General features: G+C 65.5%; 23 protein-coding genes. 7 read left to right on the top strand and 16 right to left on the bottom strand.

Features of this window, described 5'->3' with window-relative positions; translation table 11 throughout:
- Positions 1 to 16: 16 nt before the first annotated feature.
- The 4 genes from ABEA06_RS12415 to ABEA06_RS12400 form a co-directional block, all read right to left on the bottom strand.
- On the bottom strand, positions 17 to 880 hold the full coding sequence (locus ABEA06_RS12415; RefSeq protein ID WP_345311666.1) for an amino acid ABC transporter permease: 864 nt from the start codon (positions 878 to 880) through the stop codon (positions 17 to 19).
- Positions 877 to 1,563 (bottom strand): amino acid ABC transporter permease, encoded by a 687-nt coding sequence (locus ABEA06_RS12410; RefSeq protein WP_303382492.1) that lies wholly within the window; start codon positions 1,561 to 1,563, stop codon positions 877 to 879. Before ABEA06_RS12410 ends, ABEA06_RS12415 begins: the two co-directional genes overlap by 4 nt.
- Positions 1,564 to 1,629: 66 nt before the next feature.
- Positions 1,630 to 2,460, bottom strand: a complete 831-nt coding sequence (locus ABEA06_RS12405; RefSeq protein ID WP_303382495.1) for a glutamate ABC transporter substrate-binding protein — start codon at positions 2,458 to 2,460, stop codon at positions 1,630 to 1,632.
- A gap of 74 nt (positions 2,461 to 2,534) precedes the next feature.
- Entirely contained in the window at positions 2,535 to 3,344 is an 810-nt protein-coding gene (locus ABEA06_RS12400) for an amino acid ABC transporter ATP-binding protein (protein WP_303382493.1), read from the bottom strand.
- Between the two features lie 130 nt (positions 3,345 to 3,474).
- Between ABEA06_RS12400 and ABEA06_RS12395 the strand changes: the two genes are divergently transcribed.
- The 3 genes from ABEA06_RS12395 (at position 3,475) to ABEA06_RS12385 (ending at position 5,774) form a co-directional block, all read left to right on the top strand.
- Positions 3,475 to 4,257, top strand: coding sequence for an LOG family protein (locus ABEA06_RS12395; RefSeq protein WP_345311665.1), 783 nt, complete (start codon positions 3,475 to 3,477; stop codon positions 4,255 to 4,257).
- Positions 4,254 to 5,507 (top strand): hypothetical protein, encoded by a 1,254-nt coding sequence (locus ABEA06_RS12390; RefSeq protein ID WP_345311664.1) that lies wholly within the window; start codon positions 4,254 to 4,256, stop codon positions 5,505 to 5,507. Before ABEA06_RS12395 ends, ABEA06_RS12390 begins: the two co-directional genes overlap by 4 nt.
- 99 nt (positions 5,508 to 5,606) lie before the next feature.
- Entirely contained in the window at positions 5,607 to 5,774 is a 168-nt protein-coding gene (locus ABEA06_RS12385) for a DUF3117 domain-containing protein (RefSeq protein WP_303382732.1), read from the top strand.
- A gap of 138 nt (positions 5,775 to 5,912) precedes the next feature.
- Here ABEA06_RS12385 and crcB (ABEA06_RS12380) read toward each other — a convergent pair whose 3' ends face one another.
- From crcB (ABEA06_RS12380) to ABEA06_RS12370, 3 genes are read right to left on the bottom strand one after another with little or no spacing between them, the layout of a single operon-like run.
- A complete protein-coding gene (gene crcB / locus ABEA06_RS12380) occupies positions 5,913 to 6,287 on the bottom strand; it encodes a fluoride efflux transporter CrcB (protein WP_345311663.1) in 375 nt (124 codons plus the stop codon).
- 2 nt (positions 6,288 to 6,289) lie between these two features.
- Complete coding sequence (gene crcB / locus ABEA06_RS12375) at positions 6,290 to 6,715, bottom strand: fluoride efflux transporter CrcB (RefSeq protein ID WP_345311662.1); 426 nt, start codon at positions 6,713 to 6,715, stop codon at positions 6,290 to 6,292.
- The gene (locus ABEA06_RS12370) at positions 6,712 to 7,344 is read right to left on the bottom strand and encodes an O-methyltransferase (protein ID WP_303382735.1); all 633 of its coding nucleotides are present in this window, start codon (positions 7,342 to 7,344) and stop codon (positions 6,712 to 6,714) included. The genes crcB (ABEA06_RS12375) and ABEA06_RS12370 overlap by 4 nt, the downstream gene beginning before the upstream one ends.
- 288 nt (positions 7,345 to 7,632) lie before the next feature.
- Here ABEA06_RS12370 and ABEA06_RS12365 point away from each other — a divergent pair, with 288 nt between their 5' ends.
- On the top strand, positions 7,633 to 8,259 hold the full coding sequence (locus ABEA06_RS12365; protein ID WP_345311661.1) for a hypothetical protein: 627 nt from the start codon (positions 7,633 to 7,635) through the stop codon (positions 8,257 to 8,259).
- Between the two features lie 46 nt (positions 8,260 to 8,305).
- Positions 8,306 to 8,662, top strand: a complete 357-nt coding sequence (locus ABEA06_RS12360; RefSeq protein WP_303382737.1) for a twin-arginine translocase TatA/TatE family subunit — start codon at positions 8,306 to 8,308, stop codon at positions 8,660 to 8,662.
- Positions 8,663 to 8,750: 88 nt separating this feature from the next.
- On the opposite strand, the gene ABEA06_RS12355 is transcribed toward ABEA06_RS12360, so the two are convergent.
- The 3 genes from ABEA06_RS12355 to ABEA06_RS12345 are packed head-to-tail and all read right to left on the bottom strand — an operon-like array spanning position 8,751 to position 11,882.
- Entirely contained in the window at positions 8,751 to 9,944 is a 1,194-nt protein-coding gene (locus ABEA06_RS12355; RefSeq protein WP_345311660.1) for an Mrp/NBP35 family ATP-binding protein, read from the bottom strand.
- Positions 9,941 to 10,591 carry a DUF1003 domain-containing protein gene (locus ABEA06_RS12350; protein WP_303382739.1) on the bottom strand — a complete coding sequence of 217 codons (651 nt, stop codon included), beginning with the start codon at positions 10,589 to 10,591 and terminating at the stop codon, positions 9,941 to 9,943. Before ABEA06_RS12350 ends, ABEA06_RS12355 begins: the two co-directional genes overlap by 4 nt.
- Positions 10,584 to 11,882, bottom strand: coding sequence for a magnesium transporter MgtE N-terminal domain-containing protein (locus ABEA06_RS12345; RefSeq protein WP_303382740.1), 1,299 nt, complete (start codon positions 11,880 to 11,882; stop codon positions 10,584 to 10,586). Before ABEA06_RS12345 ends, ABEA06_RS12350 begins: the two co-directional genes overlap by 8 nt.
- A 165-nt stretch (positions 11,883 to 12,047) precedes the next feature.
- Between ABEA06_RS12345 and ABEA06_RS12340 the strand changes: the two genes are divergently transcribed.
- Positions 12,048 to 13,016: a YflT domain-containing protein gene (locus tag ABEA06_RS12340; RefSeq protein WP_345311659.1), complete on the top strand. Its 969-nt coding sequence runs from the start codon at positions 12,048 to 12,050 to the stop codon at positions 13,014 to 13,016.
- A gap of 99 nt (positions 13,017 to 13,115) precedes the next feature.
- On the opposite strand, the gene ABEA06_RS12335 is transcribed toward ABEA06_RS12340, so the two are convergent.
- On the bottom strand, positions 13,116 to 14,699 hold the full coding sequence (locus ABEA06_RS12335) for an aminopeptidase P family protein (RefSeq protein ID WP_345311697.1): 1,584 nt from the start codon (positions 14,697 to 14,699) through the stop codon (positions 13,116 to 13,118).
- A 97-nt stretch (positions 14,700 to 14,796) separates the two neighbouring features.
- On the opposite strand from ABEA06_RS12335, the gene ABEA06_RS12330 reads away from it, so the two are divergent.
- Positions 14,797 to 15,648, top strand: a complete 852-nt coding sequence (locus ABEA06_RS12330) for a PHP domain-containing protein (protein ID WP_312396768.1) — start codon at positions 14,797 to 14,799, stop codon at positions 15,646 to 15,648.
- Positions 15,649 to 15,740: 92 nt separating this feature from the next.
- Here the strand turns inward: ABEA06_RS12330 and ABEA06_RS12325 are convergent, their stop codons facing one another.
- From ABEA06_RS12325 to ABEA06_RS12305, 5 genes are all read right to left on the bottom strand, one after another.
- A complete protein-coding gene (locus ABEA06_RS12325) occupies positions 15,741 to 16,610 on the bottom strand; it encodes a DNA-methyltransferase (RefSeq protein WP_425559532.1) in 870 nt (289 codons plus the stop codon).
- 6 nt (positions 16,611 to 16,616) lie between these two features.
- Positions 16,617 to 18,317 (bottom strand): DEAD/DEAH box helicase, encoded by a 1,701-nt coding sequence (locus ABEA06_RS12320; protein ID WP_396415716.1) that lies wholly within the window; start codon positions 18,315 to 18,317, stop codon positions 16,617 to 16,619.
- Between the two features lie 309 nt (positions 18,318 to 18,626).
- On the bottom strand, positions 18,627 to 18,860 hold the full coding sequence (locus ABEA06_RS12315; protein WP_303382201.1) for a DUF3107 domain-containing protein: 234 nt from the start codon (positions 18,858 to 18,860) through the stop codon (positions 18,627 to 18,629).
- Between the two features lie 85 nt (positions 18,861 to 18,945).
- Positions 18,946 to 19,602 carry a TetR/AcrR family transcriptional regulator gene (locus ABEA06_RS12310; RefSeq protein ID WP_303382202.1) on the bottom strand — a complete coding sequence of 219 codons (657 nt, stop codon included), beginning with the start codon at positions 19,600 to 19,602 and terminating at the stop codon, positions 18,946 to 18,948.
- A gap of 37 nt (positions 19,603 to 19,639) precedes the next feature.
- Positions 19,640 to 20,968, bottom strand: a complete 1,329-nt coding sequence (locus tag ABEA06_RS12305) for a glutamyl-tRNA reductase (protein ID WP_345311658.1) — start codon at positions 20,966 to 20,968, stop codon at positions 19,640 to 19,642.
- Between the last annotated feature and the right edge of the window lie 29 nt (positions 20,969 to 20,997).

Below are 20,997 nucleotides of genomic sequence, written 5' to 3'. Positions count from 1 at the left end.
ACGCCGCCTGGTGGGCTCAGCCGGTCGTGCCACCCTCCGCGGCCTCGTGAAGGGGTTTGGTCTTGCCGGAGGTGCGGTAGCTGAGCAGCCGCGAGAGTCTGCCCGCGCTGAACGTGAGCACCGAGTTGATGATCATGAACACCACGGCCGCCAGCAACAGGGTCTGCAGGATGTTGCCGTCACCGGAACCCAAGCGGCGCGCCGAGGCGAGCAGCTCGGGGTAGGTGATGATGTACCCGAGCGCCGTGTCCTTGAGGATCACCACGAACTGGGACACGAGAGAGGGCAGCATGGCCGTCAGCGCCTGAGGCAGCAAAATGTTGCGCAGCACCTGGGACGGGGTGAGTCCCACGGCCAGGCCCGCTTCCCGCTGGCCCTTGGGAAGCTGGTACACACCGGAACGGACGAGCTCAGCAATGACCGAACCGTTGTAGAGGATCAGGCCGATGATCACCGCCCAGAACGGCGTGTCCGAGGGCTGGACCAGACCCGTGCGTGCCAGACCCAGGTAGAAGAAAATCATCATGACCAGGACGGGCACCGCGCGGAAGAATTCCACCACCACGGTGGAAACCGCGCGCAGGATCCACAGGCTGGACAGCCGCCCCAGACCGAAGATGAGACCGAAGATCACGGAACCCACCACGGCCACGGCGGCTGCCTTGAGCGTGCTCACCAGGCCAGGGATCAGGAAGTTGCTCCACGTGCGTTCCGTGAACAATGCGGTCCACTTGGCCGGCTCCAACTGGCCCTGCTCGCCCAGCTTCTGCAGCACCACCCAGACCAGGGCAGCCACCACGAGCACGGCCACCACATTGAGGATCATGGTGATCCGTTTGGCCCGGGGGCCCTGAACGTCAAAGAGTACCGAGGTGCTCATCGCTTCACCGCCAACTTCTGGGACAGCCACGTGGTCAACAGACCCACGGGAATCACGATGATCACAAAGCCCAGCGCCACGGTCAGGAACACCGCAATGATGACGTCCGGGCGGAACTCGATCATGGTCTTCATCAAGGCCGAGATTTCCGTGACGGATGCCGCCGCGGCCACCGTGGTGTTCTTGGTCAACGCGATCAACGTATTACCCAACGGCGTGATGGCCCCGCGCAGGGCCTGCGGAAAAATGATCAGGCGAGCCGCCGGGAGGAAGCTCAGGCCAATGGCCCGTGCCGCTTCCGCTTGGCCCGCGGGAACGGTGTTCACACCGGATCGGATGGCCTCGCACACGAACGCTGCGTGGTAGATGCTCAGACCGATCACCGCGTAAATGAAGAAGTTGCGGTTGAAGTCGTCGCTGAAGCTGATGGTCAACTGCGACCACACACCCAGGACCAGGAACACCAGGATGATGGTCAGCGGAGTGTTGCGGACCAGGGTCACATAGCCGGCACCCACGGCGCGCATGGAGGCCGCCGGGCTGATGCGCATGAGCGCCAGGACGCTGCCCAGCACCATGGAGCCGATCGCGGCCCAGAAGGTCAGTTGGATATTGACCCAGAAAGCACCCAGGACGTCGTACTGGGATAACAGTGAAGCGAAGTCACTGAGGTAATCGGACACATTTTCCTCCCGGTGTACCCGGTGGGATTCGCGGTGAATCCCACCGGGTGCGGGTCAGTTGATCAATCAGGCGCAGGCATCGGGAGTGGGCGGGTTCAAGTCCTCGTTGTACTTGTAGTCCGCGCCCTCCGTGTTCTTGGTGACGGCGTCTTCCCAAGCGCCGTCGTCGACCATCTTGGTGATGGCATCGTTGATGGCCTGGCACTTGTCCGAATCCTTGGAAATACCCACGCCGTACTTCTCCTCGGTGAACGGGTTGCCGACCACCTTGAACTTGCCGGAATTGGCGTCCGTGGCGGCCAAGCCGGCCAGGATGATGTCATCGGTGGTCACCGCGTCAACACCGCCCGAGCCCAACATGGTGACACAGTCCGCGTAGCCACCCTGTTCCACGAGGTTCACGGTGCCCGCGTACTCGTCCTTGATCTTCTGGGCGGAGGTGGAACCGGTGACCGAGCAGAGGTTCTTTCCCTCGAGATCCTCCGGGCCCTGGATGTCCGAGTTGTCCTGGCTGACCAGCAGGTCCTGACCGGCCACGAAGTACGGTCCCGCGAAGCCCACGGATTCCTTGCGCTTATCGGTGATGGAGTAGGTCGCAAAGATCATGTCGACCTGGCCGTTGGAGAGCATGTTCTCGCGGTTCGCGGACGGGGACTCGACCCATTCGATCTGGTCCTCGGAGTAACCCAGTTCCTTGGCGACGTACTTGGCTACGTCCACGTCGAAACCGGTGTATTCCTCGCCGTCCTTGAAGCCCAGGCCGGGCTGGTCGTATTTGATGCCGATGCGCACCGAATCTCCGCCGTCCCCGCCGGAGGATTCTCCGCCGCCGTCGTCACTGCCGCCGCACGCGGTCAGGGTCAGGGCGGTGGCTGCGGCCAGGGCCGCGAGGGTCATGGGTTTTCCGTACTTCACGGGGTGCTCCTTAGATGATGAGTGAGACTTGCGCGGTGATCAATGGTGCTGGGACCTCAGTGGCCCAGAACCTTGCCGAGGAAGTCCTTGGCACGGTCGCTGCGCGGATGGGTGAAAAATTCTTCCGGGGTGTTTTCTTCGACGATCGCGCCGTCCGCCATGAACACGACGCGGTCCGCCGCACGGCGGGCAAAGCCCATTTCGTGGGTGACCACGACCATGGTCATGCCGGCCTTGGCGAGGGAGACCATGGTGTCCAGGACCTCGTTGATCATCTCGGGGTCCAGGGCGGAGGTCGGTTCGTCGAACAACATGACCTTGGGGTCCATGGCCAGTGCGCGGGCAATGGCCACGCGTTGTTGTTGACCACCGGATAGCTGTGCGGGGAGTTTATGCGCCTGGTTGCCCACACCCACCCGGTTCAAGAGCTCCAAGGCCCGTTCCTCGGCCTTTTTCTTGCTGGCCCCGCGAACACGCATGGGACCGAGCGTGACGTTCTGCAGCACGGATTTATGCGCGAACAAGTTGAAGGACTGGAACACCATGCCCACGTCCGCGCGAAGTTTCGCGAGCGCGCGGCCCTCTTTCGGGAGGACCTTACCGTCCACGGTGATTTCACCGCTGTCGATGGTTTCCAGTCGGTTGATGGCACGGCACAGGGTGGACTTGCCGGAACCGGACGGCCCGATGACCATGACCACCTCGCCGGCGGAGACCTCCAGGTTGATGTCCTTGAGCACGTGGAGATCGCCGAAGTGCTTGTCCACGTGTGACAAGCGGACCAAGGGCTCTCCGGCGCGGGTTCCGGTAGCGGCGCCGACTCCGGTGCCTGGCTCCGTGTCGGTGGAAGCGGATGAGTGTGACATGGAAGTAAAAGTAATGCACGGATTGACCAAATGTGGTCCTCAACACAAGACCAAATGTTAAAATTGGGTTTCGATCAGCCCCCCGTGCTGCGCGCCCGTGCGTGTCCTACTCAACCCGTAGCCTGGGACCATGACCACTCCGCCGGATTCTTTCTCAGACCAGCTTCCCCCCGAACGGTTCAAGGGCCCCGTGGTGCTTCGCCGTTCGGAAATGTCACGGCGCACCTCTGACCAGCGGTTATTGGACCAGCGACCGGAAGCACCCGGTGATTTCACGCGTACGGATCCATGGCGTGTGCTGCGGATCCAGGCGGAGTTCGTGGAGGGTTTCGACGCACTGGCCACCCTGGGGCCCGCGATTTCCGTCTTCGGTTCGGCCCGCACCCCGCCGGAGCATCCAGAGTACCGGACGGCTCGGGAGATCGGCAGGGCTCTGGGCCGGGCCGGTTACGCCGTGGTGACCGGGGGAGGTCCCGGTGTCATGGAGGCCGCCAACCGCGGCGCGGTGGATGTGGGTGCCCCATCGGTGGGTATCGGAATCGAACTGCCCCACGAGCAGCGGCTCAACGACTGGGTGGATCTGGGCATCAACTTCCGGTACTTCTTTGCTCGCAAGACCATGTTCGTGAAGTACACGCAGGGGTTCGTGGTGCTTCCCGGCGGTTTCGGCACACTGGACGAACTCTTCGAGGCGCTCACCCTGGTGCAGACGGGCAAGGTCACCCGTTTCCCGGTGATCCTCGTGGGCACGGCCTTTTGGTCCCCGTTGATTGCATGGCTCGAGCGGACGGTGGCCTCGGACGTGAAGATTGCTCCCGATGATCTTGAGCTGTTCCACGTCACGGACAGCGTGGAGCAGGCGGTGAGCATTCTGGTCGAGGCGCACGCCGCATCGAACAGCTCCGGCGCATGAGCAGCACCTCCGTTTCCACCGTCCGCACGGCCTCCCTGCGGCGCGCCTGGGACATCACCCCGTGGTGGCTTGCCGTGGCGCTGGTCTACGGGCTGTCCCGCGTGTGGGGCTGGATCGTGTTCACCGTGGTGGGCCGTCAGCAGGGGCCCGGTCCGTGGGGAGACGGTGCGATGGGGTACCTGCAATTCGTGGACATCTGGGATTCCGACTGGTACCGGCGGATCTTCACGGAGGGGTACCCCGCTCAGCTCCCGCGCGATGTCCTGGGGCACGCGGAACAAAATCAATGGGCCTTCTACCCCGTGCACCCCCTGCTGGTGCGCGGCATCGATGCTCTGACGGGAACCGGGTGGGCGCTCACGGCCGCCACGGTCTCGCTGCTCGCGGGTTTCGGCGCGGCCCTCGTGCTCTACAAGATTTTCGACGGCGTTCCCGCCCTGCGCGAGCCGCGCTGGGTGAACAATGTGGGCAAGGCACCGCTGTGGGCCGTAGCGGTTTTCGCCGTCAACCCGGTGGCGCCGGTGCTGCAGACGCCGTACGCGGAAGGGCTGCATCTGCTGTTTCTGAGCCTGGCCGTCCTGGCGGTGCTGCGGGGCAGGGCGTTGCCGGTAGTGATTTTCACCGTGCTCATGGCGCTCACCCGTCCCACCGGGGTTGCCTTTGCCGCGGCCCTGGGCGTGTGGTGGCTGTGGCGCAGTGTGGTGAGTGTGCGGCGTCGGGAGCGTAGGTGGTACCAATGTGCGGACCGTTGGCTCGTGGTGGCGCTGATCGCATGCGCGGCTGCGCTGAGTTGGCCCGCCATTGCCTGGGCCGTCACAGGAGAGTTCACCGCCTACACCGACACCGAAACGGCCTGGCGCGGGGACAACCGCGTGATCCCGATCCTGCCGTGGGTGGACCGGGGAGTGAACCTCTTCGGGCCGATCATGGGGGTTGTCGCACCCGTGCTCCTCGTTGCCGCGGTGGTGCTCATGCTGCGAACAAGGGTGGTGAAAGAGGCCCTGCCGTTCTTCGCGAGAGTGTGGATCGCGGCCTACGGGGTGTACCTGTTGCTGGTGCTGCACCCGCAGACGTCGACTTTCCGACTCCTGCTGCCGTGGGCCTTGTTGGCCGGGCCGCTGGTCCACGTGTCGGAGTCCAAGGCCTACCGGACACTACTCGTCGTGACCGGCGCCGTTCTCCAGCTCGTGTGGGTGGGCTGGTTGTGGCACTGGAAAGAACTGCCCGGCGGCGGTGACTATCCTCCCTAACGACACAGGCGGTGCCGGTCGAGGGTGGGGTTGGTCACGGTTGCCGGCCAGTGTTCGATAAGATGGAGGCCGTAGGTACACACGAAGAGGAGTTCATACATGGCGGCCATGAAGCCTAGAACCGGTGACGGACCAATGGAAGTCACCAAGGAGGGGCGCAGCCTCATCATGCGGGTCCCCCTGGAAGGTGGCGGGCGCCTGGTGGTGGAACTCAAGGCTGACGAGGCCACCGAGCTCCGCGAATGCCTTGCCAAGGTGACCGGGTAACGGTCGGTTCCGTACCGTCAAGAAATCTCGAGGGGCCACACCGCGGCGTGGCCCCTCGAGATTTTTCGTTGCTGAATGGGGTCCCTTGACGCCATGAACCGCGGGCCGCTCATCATCTCAGATGGTTTCCCGGGTGGGTCAGGACCACCACACGGTACCGAGCCATGACCCCAGACCCGCGGCAATGACACAGACGACGGCGCTGCCCAGCAAGTACGTGAGCCCGGCCAACCCCCGACGCTCACCCAGTAGCCGCACGGTTTCCACCATGGCGGTCGAGAACGTGGTGAATCCACCGCACAGTCCCACGCCCAACGCAGCACACCACACCGGGTCCACACCCCCCGGGGTGGCACCGGCTGTGATCAGACCCAGGGCCAAAGAACCGGTGGTGTTGATGATCAGGGTGGCGACCGGAAACCGAGCCGACCACAGCTGACGGATCATGGCGTCCACCACGAAGCGAAGCATGGCTCCGACCGCGCCACCCAAGGCCATCAGCACCAGAGCCATCATCAAGAAGCTCTTCTACCCACGAGGCCCCGCGCCGCCAACAGGACGCCCAGACCCGCAGCCAGTGTCCCACCGACCAGAGACAACCCGGCGTACAGCAAGGCGGTATCCACCCGCCCGTCGGTGAGCAGCCCCGTGAGATCCATGGCGAAGGTCGAGAAGGTCGTGAACCCGCCCAGGAAACCCGTGCCCAACAGCAGACGGAGATCGCGGGCGGCAACGGACTCCGGGCTGCGCCGCAGCAGGACTTCCAGGAGGAAACCCAACGCGAATGAGCCCGCCAGGTTGACCAGAACAGTGGCCCAGGGCAGCCCGTGTTGGCCGGGCAGTGCGTGGCCCACGCCCCAGCGCAGCAATGTCCCGGTAGCGCCGCCGAGACCCACCAACGCGAGGGGCTTCGGGCGAAGCGCCGCCGGCAGCCAGTTCATCGCCGTACGGCCAACAGCACTCCGGTGCCCGTGGGCAGCAAAGTGCTTGCCAAGCGGTCCTCACCACGCAGGGTGCGCACTACATCGCGCATGATCACGGTCTCTTCGTCCCGGTGGGCCGGCTGGGACACGCGGTCCTGATGGAGGGCGTCATTGACGACCAACATGCCGCCGCGGCGCAGCAGACGCGCACCCTCGATCACGTATTCGGCGGTGTTGGCACGGTCTGCGTCCAGGAACACCATGTCGTAAGAGTTCTCGGTCAACCGAGGCAGGACCAGTGATGCAGCGCCGGAGATGGTGCGGGTCCGTTTGGTCTCGAAGCCGGCCTCGCGAAACGTGTCACGCGCCGCCCGCAAGGCGCGGATGTCCGTGTCGATGGTGGTGAGCACCGAGTTGGCCGGCATTCCCCGCAGCAGGGACAGCCCGGAAACCCCCGCGCCGGTACCCACTTCGACCACCGTGGCCGGCCGCGCCGATGCCGTCAACACCGTCAGCAGCGCCGACGTGGCGGGGGTGACCGGGTCCAGGCGGAGGGCGAGGGAGCGCTCCCGGGCACGGTACGCGGTTTCGTCATCCGTGGCATAAGCCTCGCAGTAGGCCCAGCTGGTGGTCTTATCCGTACTCATGGACGTTAGTGTGCCCTTCGCTGCTTCCCTGGTGGTCCTGACCCGCGGTAGGTGTGCCGGTGCGGTATTGCTGGTTCAGCTTATCGCGGGCGCCGGCTCGACCGGACCCGGGGCCGGAGAGTTTCCCGCGACCGTCCAGAACCCTGTCAGCTTGAGCGCTCAGAATGACAACGTCGAGCCAATGACTCATTACAACGATCCACCAACATGTTGCGGGAGGGGGAGACCACGCTGAGCTCGCTGTATCGAAACGTCGCCCGGGCTCGTCGGGCACCGCATCGTCGCACGGTGATTTTTGCGACCACCGTGGCACTGTGCGTCACCACCGCACTGCTCGTGGGGGTCGGGTGGTCGGTGGGTAACAAGTTGAACTCATCCGGTGGTGTGAATACACCACCGGCGGCCGCTGCCTGGAACGGGAGCCACGGGATGATCAAGACCGCCACGGAAACGGATGCGCAGTCCCTGCGTGCCGAAGGCTGGACCTTACCGTCCCTCGCCTCCGAGGGCTACCAGGTGGAATCCATGGTCCAGGGTGAGATCGCGGGTCAGCCCATGGTGGTGATCACGCTGGTGAACGACCAGCACAGTGTGGAGATCATCGAGCAACGCGGTGAGGTGAATCCGAATAACCCCGTGGACGGTGCCACGGGTCTGCCGGTGAGTGCGGAGGGCCTGCATGAGTCCGCCGTGGAAGGCACGCAGTTGTGGGTTGTCCGCTCGGAACCCTGGCGGGCGGTCATGGCTCGAGATGACGTCGTGTACACGGTCACGACTGACGCATCCCCGTCCACACTGTCGCGTACCCTTACCCTTGTAGCCGCGGAAGAACGAGGCCGCGTCACGATGGTGGGTTCCGAACAGGATGGATTCGGCACCACGGTGCTTGACGGGCTGCGGGAAATTATTGGATGAACGCGGCGTTCATGTTCGCGTCAGATGGCGTTGGTAGGTTCAGTTAGTGTTCGGCATTTCTGGCGGAGAAGCCATCCTCATCCTGGTGGTGGCCCTGGTGGTCATCGGTCCCGAACGGCTGCCCGAGTACGCCGAGAAACTCAAGGACATGATCAAGTCCCTGAGACGTTACGCGACCGGCGCCAAAGACGATCTCAGGGAAACCCTGGGCCCCGAATTCACGGACGTGGACTGGCGCAAACTCGACCCGCGCCAGTACGACCCTCGCGTGATCGTGCGCGAGGCGCTCATGGAAGAGGACGAACCGCAGACACCCGAGTACCAAGCGGCGTCGCCCGCGGTGCCGGTGGCCCGTCGCCTCGAGCCGGGGGAGCGCGCCCCGTACGACACGGAAGCCACCTGAGCCGCTCGCGGACGTGAGTGGCCACGGGAAAGGACCCGGGCTCCGGCACAGCAGCCGGAGCCCGGGTCCTTCGGCTCGGTAAGCGGAGTCAACCCCGCACGGTGATGCCCAGGCTACGACCGGCCAGGTCACGGCCCAGCTCGTCCAGGGCCCTGGCCACCTCCCACAGGTGCCGGGCGGCCGGGGACTCGGGGTTGGCCCACACGGCGGGTTCGCCGCGATCAGCGGCTTCGCGCACGGTGACGTCCAGCGGGATTTCGCCCAGCAGGGGCACGTCGTAGCCCAAACGTTCGGTCAACGACGCCGCAATGGTTGCGCCGCCGCCCGAGCCGAAGACTTCCATGCGGGTTCCGTCCGGGAGCACCATGGCGGACATGTTCTCCACCACGCCCGTGACCTTCTGATCGGTCTGCTGCGCCAGCGCGCCCGAGCGTTCGGCCACGGTCACGGCCGCGTGCTGCGGTGTGGAGACCACCAGGACTCCCGAGTTGGGCAGCAACTGGCCCACCGAAATGGCAATGTCGCCGGTGCCGGGGGGTAGGTCCAGCAACAAATGATCGAGATCGCCGAAGTGGACGTCCGTGAGGAACTGCTCCACGGCGCGGTGCAGCATGGGCCCGCGCCACGCGACAGGCTGGGAAGGGTCCACGAACATGCCGATGGAAATCACCTTGATCACCCCGCGCTCGGCCCGGCGCCGGGAGGCACCGGGGGCGGCGTCGTCAGCGGGCGTGGTGAGATCGACGGGGACCTCGACCACCGGCGGCAGGATCATGTCGCCCACGCGCGTGGGCGGCTGGGTGATGCCGAGCAGTCCCGGGACCGAGAACCCGTGGATGTCCGCGTCCACGATGCCCACGGTACGGCCCATGGCGGCGAGCGCGGCCGCAATGTTCACGGTCACGCTCGATTTGCCCACACCGCCCTTGCCGCTGGTCACGGCGTGCACGCGGGTGAGGTTGTGGGGATCGGCGAACGGGTTGGCCTTGCGGTGGCCCAGCGTCTCCTGCAGTTCCTCACGCTGGGCCGGGGTCATGACACCCACGTCCACGGACACGTCCGTGACGCCGCCGACGGCGCCCAGCGCCTCGGTGACGTCCGTTTCAATGGTGCCGCGCATGGGGCACCCGGAGACGGTCAGCAGAATGGTGACGTGCGCCGTGGTACCGTCCACGCGGGCGGACTGGACCATGCCCAGCTCGGTGATCGGCCGGCGAAGTTCCGGGTCGATGACCTTGTCGAGGGCGCCGCGCAGTCGGGGATCAATGGGGGAGTCGCTCATGAATCCTTTCCCTCCGTTGCCCGCGCGACCACGGGTACGGCCGTGGTGGGCGGCTGGTTCTTGGACTTCTTCTTGCCCTGACCGGGCTCCTTCTTGGGGCCCTTGTCGGACTCGCCGGATTCGGTCTTGGTGTTCTCCTGCGCCTCCAGGATCTCCTCGAGCAGGGAGCGCAGTTCGGAGCGCACGTAGTCCCGGGTGGCCACTTCGCGCAGCGCAATACGCAGGGCGGCGATCTCCCGGGTCAGGTACTCGGTGTCCGCGAGGTTCTGTTGCCCGCGTTTGCGGTCCTCCTCCGCCACCACCCGGTCGCGGTCGTCCTGGCGGTTCTGCGCCAGGAGCAGCAGGGGCGCGGCGTACGAGGCCTGCAGGGACAACATCAGCGTCAGCAGGGTGTAGTTGAGCGCGCGCGGGTCGAACTGCATGCTTTCGGGTGCCAGCGTGTTCCAGCCCAGCCACACGAACACGAAGATCGACATCCACATGAGGAACTGCGGGGTGCCCATCCAGCGGGCAAAGGTTTCGGTCAACTGCCCGAAAGAATCCGGATTGGGGCGGACGCGCTGGAAGAAGTTCCGGCGGTGCTCCCGCGGTTGGTCCAACGGCACGGGGGAGTATTGCGACGAGAAATTGCGCTTGGGTTCACTCATACCGCTTACCCACCTTCCGGATCGGGGTGCCGTCGTCATAGGTGCGCCAGTCATCCGGCAGCAACGCGTCCAACACGTCATCAATGGTCACTGCCCCCACCAACCGGTTCGCGTCATTGACGACCGGCAGGATGGTGAGGTCGTAGGAGGCCAGTTCCCGGGCCACGTCTTCGAGTGAGGCCTGATCGGAGACCGGTTCGATCGATCGGTCGATCAGGTTACCGATCGCCTCGGGCGGGGGATAGCGCAACAGTCGTTGGGTGTGCACCAGTCCCAGGTACTTTCCGGTGGGGGTTTCCAACGGGGGCCGGCACACCAGTACGGCGGAGGCGGCCGCGGGAATGATCTCCTCCTGACGGATATGCGCCAGGGCCTCGGCCACGGTGGCTTCCGGCGAGAGTACAATGGGCACCGGGGTCATGAGTGAGCCGGCGGTGCCTTCCTCGTAGGTACGCAGCCGACGCACGTCCTCGGCGTCCTCCGGTTCCATCATGGTGATGAACTTCTCTGCTTCTTCGGGCGGCAGCTCGTTGAGCAGATCGGCGGCGTCGTCGGGGTCCATTTCCTCGAGCAGCGCGACGGCGCGGTCATTACCCAGGTTGGTGAGGATGAAGACCTGATGCTCCTCGGGTAATTCTTCCAGCACGTCTGCGAGGCGCTCGTCCTGCAGCTCCGCGGCGATCTCCAGCATGCGCTTCTCGGGCATCCCGCGCAGCTCGTCCGCGATGTCTGCGGCTTGGTCCTCGTCGTGCTGGGAGATCCACTGCGTGGCCGGCTGGTGACCGGCGTTCGAGGGATCATCCGTGTCCTCCCAGTCCACGATCATCGTTTCTCCGCGGCGCCGGATCAAACCTCCCGTGGTGACGGAGCGGCGCACGAACAGCTGGCTGATCTGCCAGTCACCGCGGTTGCCCACCTGCTGCATGGCCATGTCCTCGATGGTCGCGGTGCCGGAGCCGTCCAGCAGCACCACGGTGCGATCGAAGAGCTCGCCGACCGCCAGGGTCTCCGCGCCACGCTGCTCGAACCGGCGCAGGTTCACCAGGCCGGTACAAATGACCTGGTCCGCGTCAATGCTGGTCACACGCGTCATGGGGACGAACACGCGTTTCTTTCCGAGTACCTCCACCACCAGGCCCACCACGATGGGGCGCGCCATGGTTTGACCGCGGCCCCCGGTGCGTAGGAGCACCACGAGGTCACGCAATCGACCCAGTCGGTCACCGAGCGGGTCGAAGACGTCCAGGCCGATCAACCGGGCCACGAAAATTTTGGAGAGGTTTGTGCTCACTGTCCCAGCCTAATGAACGGGGACAGTTGAGCAGCATTCGCGCCGTTGAGATTCCCATGACATGCCCCCGGATGTTCACCGGTCGCGATGTTTCAGCTGTTTCCCTGCGGCCTCCTGGGAAACTACGCGAGAATACAATGCATGAGCTATTCGTCCAGAGGCCCCATGACATTATCCGCCACCGCCGAGATTCCCCGCGGTGAAGCCATCGCCCGGTACACGAGCTACGCGGATGCGCAGAAGGCCGTGGATTACCTGGCGGACCAACAGTTCGAGGTCGCCAAGGTCTCCATCATCGGCAGTGACCTCAAGTCGGTGGAGCAGGTGACCGGTCGGCTGTCCTATCCCAAGGTGGCGCTGCAGGGCGCCCTCAACGGCGTGGTGTTCGGTGCGTTCTTCGGCTTGTTGATGTCGCTGTTGGGCGGCATGGATCTGGCCCAGGCATTGCTGTTGCCCATCATCATGGGTGGTGCTTTCTGGATGCTTCTGGCCACCATCACGTACGCAATGCAGCGCGGAAAGCGGGACTTCACCTCGACCAACCGCATCGTGGCCGGCAGCTACGAGGTCATTGCCGCCCCGGAAGTCGCCGGTGAGGCCCGCAACGTGCTGGGTGGGCTCCCCCTTGCTCAAGCCCCCGGACCGCGCCCGCAGCAAGGCGGGTGGAACCAGCCGCAGCAGGGACCCAACGGTCAAGGAGGCCAGTGGGGACCGCCCCAGGGGCAGTGGGGTCCGCAGGGCCAATACGGACAGCAGGGCCGACCCGGGCCGCAAAATCCCAACGCGCCCAGGGGATACCCCGGAGCACACGGCGGGCAACCGGGATCCCAGCAGGGTCAGCAGGGCTGGCCTGCGGGGCCGCAGGGCGGAGCGCCGCAGCAACAGAGCCGGCCGAACGGACCCGCGCAGCAGGGCCAGCCCGCCGGCGGAGCGCCGCAGCACCAGGACGCCAACCGCTCCGCCAAGTTCCCGGACCTGCCGGACGGCCGCCCGCAGTACGGCATCCGCCTCGAACCGGAAGCACCCGCCCAGCCGCAACCGCAGCAGGGGTCGTCCGCGGTCAACGCACCGTGGTCCACGGACCGTCCCGCATCTCAGGACTCTCCCGATGCTGAACGAACATCCGATCGGTAACAACTCGCACAGCACTCGTGGCCGGACGCTTCGCGCCAGGGGATGACAACGGCGGTGGGGCACTCTTTCGAGAGTGCCCCACCGCCGTTGTCGTGTCGCTCACGCGGTGGCCGAGCGGCTCCAGATCCCCTGGATCCAGATCTCCACGTCCTCGGGGGAGCGGGGCAGGGCCTCGGAAAGGTTTTCGTTGCCGTTCTCGGTGATCAGCACGTCGTCCTCGATGCGCACGCCCATGCCCCTGTATTGCTCGGGGATGGAGAGGTCCTCGGCCTTGAAGTACAGTCCGGGCTCGATCGTGAACACCATGCCGGGTTCGATCACCGCATCCAGGTAGAGCTCGCGCTTGGCCTGTGCGCAGTCGTGAACGTCCAGTCCCAGGTGGTGGCTGGTGCCGTGGGGCATCCAACGGCGGTGGTGCTGGCCTGCCTCGGACAGGGACACGTCCGCCGAGACCGGCAGCAGCCCCCATTCCTCGAGCCGCAGGGCGAGCACCCTCATGGCGGCCGCGTGGACGTCGCGAAACTTGTTGCCGGGTACGGCGGTCTCGAAGGCGGCGTTGGCGGCGTCGAGGACGGCCTGGTAGACCGTGCGCTGGATCTCCGTGTAGCTGCCGTCCACCGGGAGGGTGCGCGTGAGGTCCGCAGTGTAGAGCGACTCGGCCTCCACACCCGCGTCCACCAGGATCATCTCGCCGGGCTTGATCGACCCGTTGTTGCGGATCCAATGCAGCACCGTGGCGTTGTTGCCCGACGCCGCAATGGTGTCGTAGCCCAGATCGTTGCCTTCCAACCGGGCGCGGGAAAAGAACGCTCCCTCGACCACGCGCTCGCCGCGCTCGCCAGCCATGGCTCGGGGAAGCACCGCGACAATGTCCTCGAAACCACGAATGGTGGCGTCCACGGCCCGGCGCAACTGGCCGATCTCGTAGTCGTCCTTGATGAGACGCAGTTCGCTCAGGGCCTCCGTGAGTTTGGCGTCCTTGGCGTCGGACTGTTCCAGGTCCACACCGGTATTCAGGCGTGAGGTGTCCACCAGGGCATCCATGTTCAGGTCCACATCGCGCACCAGGCGGATGCTCATACCCCCCAGGGCGGCGTTGCCGGCGTTGACCGTGACGGCATCCTCGAGGCCGGAGAGATCCTCGGCCGGCAGATCGAACTCCTCGGAGAGCTGGCGCAGGGTCGGTCGCGGACCCACCCAGAACTCACCGTTCTTGGCGTCCGCGTAGAACTCGTCCGAATCACGGCCGGCCATCGGGTGGAAATACAGGGTGGCCACGTGGCCACTGCCGTTGTCTCCCCGGCCGTCCTCGGTGGGCTCCATGACCAGTACGGCCTCGGGCTCGTGGTCCACACCCATGCCGGTCACGTGGGCGAACGCGGAGTGCGGGCGGAAGCGGTAGTCGGTGTCATTGGAACGCACCTTGGGGGCGCCGGCGGGAATCACCAGGCGCTCGCCCGGGAACAACCGGGACAGCTTGGCCCGGCGGGCCGCGGCGTACTCGGCCACCTCGGAACGAGGGGTGCTCGTGGTTTCCGGGGCGGCCCAGCCGGAGGCCATGAATGCACGGAAGGCCTCGGTGTCCGGGCGTTGCGAACGGTTGTCCACGCGCTGTTCGAGGGGCTGTTCCTCGGAGTCCTGGGACGCGGCGGACGGGGTTACGTGTTGGGAGCTTGCGCTCATGAACGTGTTCATCTCCTTGGTGCGCTGAATCGCTGCAATCGTTGCTTCCATGGTGCCACGCGGGTCAAATGCGGGCCTGCGGGTATCGTTGCCAGTGATGCGCATCGACCTTCACACCCATTCCATTGCCTCGGACGGAACCGAGACCCCCGCAGACGTCGCTCGTTCGGCCAAGGCAGCCGGTCTGGACGTTTTCGCGTTGACCGACCACGACACCACTGCGGGGTGGCAAGAAGCCGGTGACACCGCCGTGACGCTGGGGCTGGCCTTTGTCCCGGGGATGGAAATCACGTGCACCACGTCCAACGGGGTCTCGGTGCACATGCTCAGTTACCTCCACGATCCCACCCACGAGCCACTGCTGACGGCATTGGAGTCCTCGCGTACCGGGCGCCTTACCCGCGCTCGGCGCATGGTCGAGTTGCTCTCGGCGGACTACGACATCACGTGGGGAGACGTTGAGCGCCACATGGGTGCGGACGCCACGGTGGGTCGCCCCCACATCGCGGACGCCCTGGTGGAACTGGGGATCGTGTCCAACCGCTCCGCCGCGTTTTTCGACATTCTCTCCGGACGCTCGCCGTACTACGTGCGGCACACGACCATGGATCCGGTGGAAGCCATCAAGCTCGTCCGCGCCGCCGGGGGTGTTCCGGTGTGCGCCCACCCCATGGCACCCACGCGCGGCCGGATTCCCACCGAGGCAGATTTCCACGCGATGATCGACGCCGGGCTGGCCGGGCTGGAGGTCGCCCACCGGGACAACCCGGACGAGACGAGGGCCATCCTGATGCAGATGGCCGCCGATCACGACCTGATCGTGACCGGCTCCAGCGACTACCACGGCAAGGGCAAACCCAATCTTCTGGGTGAGAATTCGACCTCGGTGCAATCGCTGACCCGCATTAGCGAGCAAGCCACCTCGGATATCAAGGTGCGCTGGCCGTAGGTTGTCCGCGCGGATCGGGTCCGCGCCGGGTGACCGTGCTGACCGGGGGAACACCGGGCGTGGGAACACCGGATGCGAGCGCGACCGCCGCGTCAAAGCGTGTGGACCGCAGTCCCCGGGAATCGTTGCGTCATGACCTCCACGGCCTCCGGGTTCACGTCCACGCACACGAACTTGCGGCCGAGCAACGTGGCCGCGGCCCCCGTGGTTCCGGAACCGGCGAAGAAATCCAGCACCCAGTCCCCGCGGCGTGAGGACGCCGCAATCATGCGCCGCACAATGCCCAAGGGTTTCTGAGTGGGGTAGCCGGTTTTTTCCTTGCCGGTGGGGGAGACAATGGTGTGCCACCAGACATCCGTGGGCAGTTTGCCGCGTGCGGCCTTCTCGGGTCCGACCAGCCCCGGCGCCATGTAGGGCTCCCGGTCCACCTCGGCGGAATCGAAGTGGTAGTTCTTGGGATCCTTGACGTACACCAGGATCGTGTCGTGCTTGGAGGGCCACTTCCGGGTGGATTTACCGCCGAAGTCATAGGCCCAGATGATCTCGTTGAGAAAACTGGCGCGCCCGAACAATGCGTCCAGCATGATCTTGGCGTAATGCACTTCCCGGTAATCCAGGTGCAGGTACAGGGTGCCGTCACGGGTGAGCAGCCTTCGGGCCTCCAGCAACCGTGGTTCCAGGAACGCCAGATAATCCGCGAACGAATCGTCGTAGCGGCGCAACTGGCCCATGACGGTCTCGTACGAGCGGCCGGAGAACCCCACGCGATCACCCTGCCCGTCCGGTACGGGAATCGAGGTGGTGGTCCGGCGCACCTGGGCCCGCCCCGTGTTGAAGGGTGGATCCAGGTAGATCACGGTGAAGGCCTCGTCCGGAAGAGCGCGGAGCACCTCCAGGTTCTCACCCTCAATGATGCAGCTGTCCCCGAGGGGATCGAACCGGAACGAGTCCTTCACCGACACACCGCGCTACTCGGCGGCGGGGCTCGCCTGCTGGGCGCCGCCCTGCCGGCCGTTTCCTTGGCCCTGGTTCTGAGACGACGGACGACGGCGACGACGACGGCGCGTGCGGCCCCCGTCCGTGGACTCCACGGTCTTTTCTCGTTCGGACTTCTGACGCTCCGCGCGGGGCTGGTCGTCCTCTGCCTGACGGGGTGAGTCGGATGAGTTCTCATCGCGATCACGGCCACCGCGGCCCCGGCCACCCTGGCGGGCGCCGGACGAGCGGGAGTCGGTGCCGCGGCGTCGTGAACCCGAACCCTCACGGGGGCTTCGAGCCTTCTTGCCGGGCTCACCCAGGTCCTCGAGGGTCTCGGCGTCCAGGCCCTCGTGGGTACGGCGGGCCTTGGGAAGCCGGCCCTTGGTGCCCCGGGGGATGCTCAGATCGGTGTACAGGTGCTCGGAGGACGAGTAGGTCTCCTCGGGCTCGGGGATGCCGAGCTCGAGGGCCTTGTCGATCAAGCGCCAACGGGGGACGTCGTCCCAGTCCACGAACGTGACGGCCGTACCCTTGTTGCCCGCGCGGCCGGTGCGGCCGGTGCGGTGCAGGTAGGTCTTCTCGTCCTCGGGGCACTGGAAATTGATCACGTGGGTGACGTCTTCCACGTCAATGCCGCGGGCGGCCACGTCCGTGGCGACCAGCACGTCCACCTTGTTGTTGCGGAACGCGCGCAGCGCCTGCTCACGGGCACCCTGACCCAGGTCTCCATGCAGCGGGGCGGCGGCGAAACCGCGGTGGATCAGCTCGTCGGCCAGTTTGGCGGCGGCGCGCTTGGTGCGGGTGAAGATGATGGAACGACCGCGGCCCTCGGCCTGCAGGATGCGGGCGACCACCTCGTCCTTGTCCAGGTGGTGGGCGCGGTAGATGACCTGGCGGATGTCCTTCTTGGTGCTGCCCTCGTCCGGAGCGGCGGCACGGATGTGCATGGGGCGGGTCATGTAGCGGCGGGCCATGGCCACCACGGGACCCGGCATGGTGGCCGAGAACAGCATGGTCTGGCGCACCTCGGGAACCGCGCTGAGCAGCTTCTCGACGTCCGGGAGGAACCCGAGGTCCAGCATCTCGTCCGCCTCGTCCAACACGACCATGCCCACGTGGCTCAGGTCCAGGTAACGCTGGCGGTTGAGGTCGATCAAGCGTCCGGGGGTGCCCACGACAACCTCCACGCCGCGCTTGAGCTCCTCGATCTGGGACTCGTAGGCGCGGCCACCGTAAATGGTGGCCACACGGGCGTTGCGGGTCTTGGCGGCCACGGCGAGGTCGTTGCCGACCTGAACGGCGAGCTCGCGGGTGGGGACCACGATCAAGGCCTGCGGGGCCCCGGGGAACGCAAGCTTGTCCCAACCGGCGTCGTCCCGGCCGATCACACGCTGCAACGCGGGAATGCCGAAGCCCAGGGTCTTACCGGTGCCGGTCTTGGCCTGACCGATGATGTCCTGGCCGGACAGCGCCACGGGCAGGGTCATGGACTGGATGGGGAAGGGGGAGGTGATGCCGTGGTCGGCCAGTGCATCCACGATGTCCTGGCGTACGCCGAACTCCGCGAACGTGTGCGTTACTTCGGGTTCTGCTGTTTCGATGGCCTGGGTTCCGGCCTCGTCGGTGTCCGGGCCGTTGGGCTCGGTGGTCAAGGTAATTTCGGTCACGATGGTCCTTAGTTTCGGGTACATCGCGGGGCCCGACTACAGCGCACTCGTCACCGTCCCGGTGAGGGGATGGGGCGAGACGCCGGGGGCCGCCGCGCGGCGAAGTGGAAGCCGATCGTGAAACACATGCGGATCCGGGGCTCACGGAGTGTTGCGTTTGCAACCCTTCCGGGCCAACTCGGACCAGCGAAAAGTGAACGTTACGGTCTCATCCGACGACCGGTCATCCTGTCAACGGTTCCCAGTGTAACCGCCCACAGCGCAAAGCACCGCCTCACGAGCGTGAGACGGTGCTTTACCGGGCGCGGTCGCCGGCCTCGCGGCCGGCCCGCATCAATTCTGCGGCAGCGGAGTGAAACCCACGTGGCGCTTGGTTTCGGTGCCGGTCTCCACGTAGCCGATGCTGGCCGAAGGAACCACGGTGGTGGTTCCCTTGGAGTCCTTGAGGACCAGGGGAGTCCCGGAGCTCAGCGCCCGTGCCACCTCGGCCTCGACCTCTTCGGCCGTCAGATCCGCGTTGACCGACAACTCGCGACCCACGTTCTGGATACCGATCTTGATCTCCACGTCGGTTTACCTCCTACTTGGTTTGAGGGGCCCGGCTCGACGAGCGAGCCTCACACCCGGTACTGGAACTCAGTCTAGGAGTCCCTCACTGCCAGTCTTCATCCAGGATGCTGATTCCGCCCCAGGCTAAACGGAACACCTGCTGCTGCGCTTGCTGCCGGTTGACACTGCCCGGGTGCTGCGCCCAGTACACGGCAGCGGTCTGCACCATCTGCACCAGGCTTCGCCCCAGCATGGCGGCCTGGTTGTGGGGCAGTCCCACGTTCGGTCCGAGTACGGACGCAATGATGCCGGCAATGCCGTCATAGAAGTCATTGAGTTTGTCCGCGACCTCCGGGAAGGCCAACAGATCCGCGCTGAAGACCAAGCGGTGGGCCTGGGGTTGGTGTTCCACGAACTCGAAGTGGGTGTTGATCATGGATTCCACGCGTGTGCGGTTCACGTCGCTTGACGCCAAGGAATGGTCCAGTTTGGCCGACAGATCCACCAGCGTGTGCTCCACGAGGGCCAAGTACAGCTCTCGTTTACCCGGGAAGTGCTGGTACAGCACGGGTTTGGACACACCGGCGGCGGCGGCGATGTCGTCCATCGAGGTGGTGTGGTATCCGCCGTCCGCAAAAGCGTTCAGTGCCGTAGTCAGCAGCTGATCCCGGCGGTCTTCTTTGGCCATGCGCGGTGCCCGCCCGTACGTGGAGGTACCGGTGAGCGTTTGCTCCGGTCGACTGTTCGGTTGCAGATTCATTGTGGTCCTCCTCGTGGCGGGGGTGTCCGCCATATGGTTAGCCGACCGCGCGATCTCGCGCAGTAGTCGAGGGGGATTGCTCCGCGGGGGGATTCTGCATGGATTCTCGGTGTACCGGGGTGGCCACCTCGATGCCGTACAGCGCTTCCAATCCGGTGATGTATTCGTCTGCTCGGCCCTGGGAGGCCAACTGCCGTGCTCGCACCGTGGGGGTGTGCAGCAACGAACGGACCATGCGTCGCATGGCCATTTCGATTTGATCCTCGGCACCCGTGCAGCCGTGGTGCGAGCGAACCTTTTCCATTTCGGCGTCAAGGACGGCCATGGTGTGTTTGCGCAGAGCGACGATCGCGTCGTCCATGGCGCGGGCGTTCTGGGCGGCTTCGAACTTCTGGGCGGCCTGTAGGACGATGTCACTGGCTGCGGCCACGGATTCCCCGGTTTCCTCCGGCGCGGCCACGCGCACGGATTCCAAACTGATCAGTTCCACGTCCGGCAGGTCCGCAATGGCAGGGTCGAAGTCGCGGGTCAGCGCCAGGTCCACCACGGTGCGCGGGCCCTCGGGGAAGGCCGACGCCGACATGGGGGAGGAACCGCCGGAGCACCCGATGATGACGTCCGCGCGGCGCAGCGCGGCGGGTAGATCGGCGTCGGAGACGGGACTGCCCCCGCGCTGATCGGTGAACTGCTCGGCGCGCCCCGATCCCGAGTACACCTCGATATCCGCACAGCCCCGATCGCGCAGAGCGGCCATGGTGGCCCCGGCGTACGCGCCGGTTCCGAAGACCAGTGCGCGGCGCTGCGGCCATGACCGCGCAGTGATGTCGTCTGCGAGGTCCAGTGCCACGGAAACGATCGACCGGCCGCGTTCACCGAGTTCGGTGCGGGAACCCACTTCGCGAGCGGTGCGGGCGGCGGATTCGAAGAGTTGAACCAGATGACTGGAGACCGTGCCGGATTGCTGCGCCTGATTCAGGGCGCGGCGGACCTGACCGGTGATTTCACGTTCGCCCACCACGGCGGATTCCAGCCCGGACACCACGGTGAACAGGTGCTGGGGGACTTCCACGCCGGTGTAGGCGTCCATGGTTTCCAGCACGAACCGTTCGTCCAGTCCCGCCCGCTGCGCGATACGCTCCACGATTTCCTGTTGGGCACGGGTCACCTGTCCCGTGGGATCTCCGTACTGGTCGGTCTTCAGCTCGCCGTAGAGCTCCAGCCGGTTGCACGTGGAGAGGGTCACCGCGCCATTGAGGGCACCTTCCGAGACCGCTTCTTCAGCCACACCAAGGGCACCGGTACTGAGCCGTGCCACGGTGTTGAGGTCGACGGAGCGGTGCGAGGCGACAAGACAGAAAAGGACCACAATCCAGCCATTCTAGACGAACACTTCTG

Origin of the sequence: Kocuria gwangalliensis (assembly GCF_039544365.1) — a bacterium.
Classification (GTDB): Bacteria; Actinomycetota; Actinomycetes; order Actinomycetales; family Micrococcaceae; genus Kocuria; species Kocuria gwangalliensis.
This window is presented reverse-complemented; position numbering and strand designations above follow the sequence as displayed.